This window comes from Frankia sp. CoBUL1 (genome assembly GCF_978021245.1).
In genome coordinates this window covers 1-5,619 of the sequence record NZ_CDXDOS010000223.1, presented here as the reverse complement: position 1 = coordinate 5,619, position 5,619 = coordinate 1, and the positions used below count along the sequence as shown (strand labels likewise).

Below are 5,619 nucleotides of genomic sequence, written 5' to 3'. Positions count from 1 at the left end.
CCAAGGCCCGGCGGGTCCATCCTGGCGCCAGACGTCCAGCCAGCGGCAGATCCGGTCGAGGGCCACGGTGTGGCCGGGGACGATGATTCCGCGGCGGTGGGTGAGCGCCAGTAGGGCAAGCGGCCCCGCGATGCCGTGAGCCATGCCCAGGTCGGCGTGTCCGCCCGCGAAGGGGCCGGGCGGTGCGCTGGTGGGGACGTCGACGCTCCACCAGCCGGGCGCGGCCAGCCCGGCCGTGTCCATGGCCGGCACCGGCTCGGTGAGCCGGACAAGGTAGGTCAAGATCTGGCGGAGCTGCTCGCTGTCCGGGCCTCGGACCGAGAGATACGCGCCGAGCCCGGTCAGGCCTCGGACCAGGTCGAATTCCGCGCGCACCGGTCGCTGTCCCACCTCTACCCGTGTGTGGGCCGCCGTGAGCCGGCGTTCGACCAGTCTTTCGACAGCGGTATGGAGCCGCTGGGCCGCGCGCTGGTGGTGGCCGGGTGGGGCCGCCGCCGTCAGGGCCAGCGCGAGCGCCGGGGCGCCGAACCACAGGCCGGCGCCCGGCCCAGCGGAAAGATCTTCGCTGCCGGCGGCTGTCAGCCAGCCGTCGGCGGTGTCCCAGTCGCCGTGGCGGGAGCTGGCGCGCACCCCGTGGAGAAGCGCGACGCCGGCCGCTCCCTCAGCCAGCGACTGGCCCTTCCAGCGGGGGCTGCTGGGGCTGCGGTCGTCGCCTGTCTCGGGCGGCGGTGGCACGGCCAGCGCGTCGGCCAGCCGGGCGGCGATGGTCGCCGTGCGGGTGCGCGGATCGCCGACCACAGTCATGATCTTTCCGTTCCAGCGGGGACGAGACGGGCCTGCTGGTCGGTGTGGTGCCAGGCAAGGGCGACCGCGCGGGCGAGGCGGTGGCAGGCACGCTCCGCCGCGGAGCCGAGGCCGTGGGCACGGACATAGTGCAGATGCAGCAGCGATCCCAGTACATCGCTGTGGTCCGGCCGGCCCGGTGATGCGGCGAGCTGGGCTGCATATCGTTCGGCGGCCCGGCGCCGGGCGTCCCAGCTGTCACACACCGCTGCCGGAAGCCGCAGGACTGCGCCGCCAGGCGCGGAGCCGCCGCGATCTGCTTGGGACAACGCGATGGCCTGGCGCAGCACCGGCCGATGAGTCGGTGCCCCAGAGGCCCGTCGGTTGTCCAGAAGCCACCGCATTCCGGCCTGCCGGTTACCGATCAGTGCGCAGGTCAGGTCGACCATGCTGACCGCTGTCAGGGCCGCGGGGAGCAGCGCCCGGTTCGCAGCCTGGGCGACCAGCTGGGCGACGACAGCGGCGGAGTCGGCGGCGAACAGGTTATCGGCCGCGGCGAGTGCTTCGCCCTCGCCGTACCGGGCCGTCTCAGGGTGGTAGGTGTCGAGTGCCAGATCGCCAATGAGACGCTGCGCTCGCAACTCCTCCGCCCAGACACCGACCCGGGCTGCCAACCGCCCGTAGCTCTGGGCATCCGGCGCGAGGCGGATCCGCAGGCGTAGGTGGGGCGCAGGGTCGTGGTACCTGATGAACCACCACATCCCCGGTGTCGAGCAGCGCGGGCAGGCGGCTGGTGAGGATCGTATTGACCACGTCCGGATGGCAGTACAGCTTCGCGAAGAGCACCGTCGACCCTGGCAGGATCCCGGAGGCCGCGTCGGTCACCGTCATCGGACCGGATGCCGTCACCACGGCGGGTGCCGGACGCGGGGCGGCGGTCGTCGCCACGGGGAACACGATCTCGTGGGCTCGGCCGCCGGCCCAGCCGTAGTCATCGGGATGCGGTGCTTCGGAGAGGCTGACAGCACCGCTGGCACCGTTGAGTTCAGCACGCAGCAGGTCGCGGTCCAACCGTTCGTCGAGGTCCAGCCGCAGCCGCACATCCGCCCGGCCGGTGCTCACCCACCGGGGCAGTCCTGATCGCTGCCGGAGCCGCCCGAGCGCGTCAGCCCATTCCTGGTCGGCCGCCCGCGGGCCTGGGAGATCCGACGGATGGATGCGCCAGCGGGCCGGTGCCAGAACCGTGCGGCCATGGCGAACCCTCGGCAGGAACGGGAGACAACCCGCCGCGCCCCACGAGAACGGGGCGACGGTCCCGGCGCCAGCGCGGGGCAGTTCGTGCAACAGGCGCGCGAGCGGTGGGAAGGACTGGCGGGCCGCAGCGTGCGTCAGCAACGGTTCGACGACGGCACGGCGGGAGAGCGACACCAGGTAGAACCGCGCGCTGTCCGCCGTGACCGCCAGATCCGTCCACACGATCCTGCCGTGCTGACGTTCGTGGTGCTCGGCGAAGGAGATCCAATCCGCCAGCATGTGGGGAGCGCGGGTGACGTTCTCCAACCGGGCGTGCCCCGGCGGGAACGACAACTGCGCTGTCACTGCGTCGTCGACCACCGTGGGAAGCTGACGGAACGCGCTCACCATCCGGTGACGGTCCGCGTCGGGAAGCAGATCGAGGAATCTGCCGCTCATCGCGACCGCGGTCCGGCTGACACCCGTGACCCACAGGGTGAACGCGCCTCGGGGCAGGCTCGCTGTCGACGGTGCCAGGACCTCGACGCAGATCTCGACATGCGGTTCCGCCCAAAACCCGTCCGCCGGTGCGGACACGGCGTCGAGGGCGGCGTTGTCCAGAACGACTTCCTGCTGGCCGTCGAGCGCCGCGCGCTGAGCAAGCTGCAGCAGGAACTCGTCGCGGAGCGGCACCCCGTCGGCAGGCTCTGCCGCTGCCGGGCCGAAATGGGCCGGATAGCCCAGGCCGACCACCGGGTCAACCAGCTGATCAAGTCCTACCAGCGCCGACTCACCGAACCTGTCGATGAAGCTGCGGTGGTACTCGCGCCAGGACGGGTTGCCAGCCGGATGTGGGGTCATTCGCAGCAGCACTCCGGCCGCCGCAGCGGCCTCCGTCGCCACGACCTCCGGCACTGTCACCGTGCAGCCCATCCGCAGATCAACCACGAGTGGCTGTTCGACCACGGAGTGCACCACCCGCATCCGCTCACGAACGGCCGCCAGACCTGGCTGCGGCACCGAACCGTCCACGCCGCGTGCTCCCACGAGGTCGGCCTGGATCAGCAGGAGCTTTTCGATGAGGGCCGCCGAGGAAGCGCTGGGGCTGTCATCGGACCGCTGCGTGGTGGCTGGCACGCCTGCGTCCTCGATGCCGGTCAGCGTGCCGAGAATGTGCGCGACGACGTCCGTGCACGTCGCGGGTGGCCGCAGGTTGCTCACGAGAACGCCATACGTCAGGAGCTGGGCCAACATGGTCTCGACGCCAAGGCGAGGAAGACCGAGCGTGGCGCCCACCGCATCAACAAGATCGGAAAATCGGACGGGTGCCTCCGCGCACGCCATGGCCGTCTGTACTGCTCGGCTGTGGCGGACCGAGACCTCGGCGGGTAGGAACGCCTCCGTTGGCGGTTGGGCGTGCGGGCGCCAGGGAAGTACGAGCCGGTCGCCGCGGATCAGAGCCAGGTCGTTGGCCACCACAGTCAGCGCCGCGCGTATGCCGCTCATGGACTCCAGCCGGCCGATGACCGCGGCGAGCCACACGGAATCCGCCCGTGGGTAGAGCCGACCAACATCAGTCCATCGCAGTGCGGACTCGATGCCTAACCGCGCCGGGGCCACGCCGGCGAAGAGGCCGAAGGGCGTCGCGCGCCGGCTCATCCGCACCAGATAGCGCGCCACTGCCAGCCCCAGTCGGCGCGCCCGACGCGCCGACGGCCTTTCCCCGCGGCACGCTTCCTCCACGCTGGCAGCCAGCGCCGGGCTCGCAGTCTCCACGGCGACGGCGATGGAGGTATGGGCCCAGACCTCGGCCAGCCAGATGCACCAGCGCGCCGCGTCGTCACAGTCCGCGCCTGGCCAGGTCTTCGCGGCCATCGCTGTCGTCTTGTCCGACAGGGCGGCAGCACGGAACAGTGCGGCGTCGAGCGGCGCGTAGAGCAGCGGGCTGCGCCGGAAGTCCATAGCATCGCCTCCGTCTGGTGAGCAGCGGTCCATTGCGCGGTACACATGTGCCGGGTGGTGCTCGGAGACCGCGTGGTCCCCGAGCACCACCCGGACTCGTGGCGGTGTCAGCAGTCCTTGTTCTTATTCGTCGAGCAGCCGTTGTCGGTGGTGCACAGCAGCGCGTCCGCCGCGTCGCCCTGCTCGACGATCGAGACGTCGAGCTCCAGCTCGCTGATCCCTGCGGTGGTCGTGTCGGCCGTGACGGTGTCCATGGTCATCACACTCCCGGTCTCGCCCGTTCCCATGGGAAGCGGGCTCGTGAAGGACTCCAGTAGTGCCGTCCTGCCGCCTGTTCCTCCGCTGAGGGCACGCGGGGTTTCGTCACCGTGGATCCGGTGACGCCTGGGCGACGGGACATCTGGTGCTGCCGACACGGGCCCCCGAGCCACTCGACTGCTCTGAGCAAGCGCCCGGAAACTCTGTGCCGGCCGGTTTCGGTAGCAAGAGTGGAGGCCTGCCGCGCCATGAAGTGACACACGTTGTGTCACTGATCCGCTGCCATCCGGCGCACAGGACGGTGCTCTGGAGGACAGGCGGTTACCAGAGGGTCGGGTGCCCGGCGGCGAGTGCGCTGCCAGCTAAGATCAACCACCAGATCCGGGGAGTGATCGCTGTGGAGGAGAGGGAGGTTGTCGGTCCTCGAAGGAGCCTGCATTGCAACGTGATCATGGTCCGGCTGTCCTAGCCGAGCTCGGCACTCCTGCCAGTCCGGGATAAGACCAGCTCGCGCTGCGGCGGACCGCACCCCAGGCCGAGCGGCCCCCGGTCGCTCAGAGAAGCGACAGGAGGATTGGCGATCTTGGTGTTCGTCGTCGGTGGGCAGGGCTATCTCGGGTCCCGCGTGATCCACGCTGCCACCGGAACCGATATGGCGATCGCGATCAGCCGAGATGGAGCGACGCGACATGGCGTGCCATCTACGAGCTGGTCGACCTTCCTCGGCGGTCTCAAGGGTGTTCGTGGCCCCGTCGTTGTCTGGCTACTGGACGGCGCCAAGCACCACGAACTTGATCGACTAGCTGAGCTTCTGGCTGCCCGGCCCGACGGCCACCTCGTGCTCGTCTCGACCTGCACCGTCTACGGCGCCTGCGGCGACCTCGTCTGCGACGAGGGCACGCCGTTGGACCTGCGCACCGACCACGCGCGACTCAAAGCCAGGTGCGAGGCCCTGCTCGACCGCTCCGGCTGGACATCGGCTGTGCTGCGGCTTGGCGCGCTCTACGGCGTCGATCACCGCGGGATCCGGGCCGACCGGATCGAGAAGTGGGTCCGTCAGGGAACCACCGAGCACATAATCACCGTGCCCGACCCCGAGCACTGGCGCGGCTGGGTCCACCGGGATCAGGCAGCTCGCGCCCTCTGGCGGGCCGCAGCTTCACAGGTCACCGGCGTCTTCAACGTGGCTTCCGCGAACCTGACCTTCGCGCAGGCCGCGCACACTGCCTCGGCGATGACCGGCGCCAAGATCATCGCGACCGGCGAGATGGACGCCTGCAGCTACCGCGTCGATTCCTCCGCCGCCGTCGCGCGCGGCCTGCTCGACGTCGAACCTGGCGAGGACATTGGCGCGGCGACTAAGCTTGTCGTTTAACCTGTCGG

At 70.2% G+C, this 5,619-nt stretch carries 4 protein-coding genes and 1 pseudogene; 1 reads left to right on the top strand and 4 read right to left on the bottom strand.

From position 1 onward, the window contains the following. The 4 genes and pseudogenes from AC08OX_RS14240 to AC08OX_RS14225 form a co-directional block, all read right to left on the bottom strand. On the bottom strand, nt 1-804 hold an 804-nt coding region (locus AC08OX_RS14240; RefSeq protein WP_476608269.1), incomplete at its 3' end, for a lanthionine synthetase LanC family protein. Further along, nucleotides 801-1,544, bottom strand: coding sequence for a thiopeptide-type bacteriocin biosynthesis protein (locus tag AC08OX_RS14235; RefSeq protein WP_476608268.1), 744 nt, complete (start codon nt 1,542-1,544; stop codon nt 801-803). The genes AC08OX_RS14235 and AC08OX_RS14240, both read right to left, overlap by 4 nt. 352 nt (nt 1,545-1,896) lie before the next feature. Further along, nucleotides 1,897-3,891, bottom strand: a pseudogene (locus tag AC08OX_RS14230) (lantibiotic dehydratase family protein); the annotation flags it as partial. 194 nt (nt 3,892-4,085) lie between these two features. Beyond that, nucleotides 4,086-4,238 carry a hypothetical protein gene (locus AC08OX_RS14225; RefSeq protein ID WP_476608267.1) on the bottom strand — a complete coding sequence of 51 codons (153 nt, stop codon included), beginning with the start codon at nt 4,236-4,238 and terminating at the stop codon, nt 4,086-4,088. A 584-nt stretch (nt 4,239-4,822) separates the two neighbouring features. On the opposite strand from AC08OX_RS14225, the gene AC08OX_RS14220 reads away from it, so the two are divergent. After that, nucleotides 4,823-5,611, top strand: a complete 789-nt coding sequence (locus AC08OX_RS14220; protein WP_476608270.1) for an NAD-dependent epimerase/dehydratase family protein — start codon at nt 4,823-4,825, stop codon at nt 5,609-5,611. Nucleotides 5,612-5,619 lie beyond the last annotated feature (8 nt).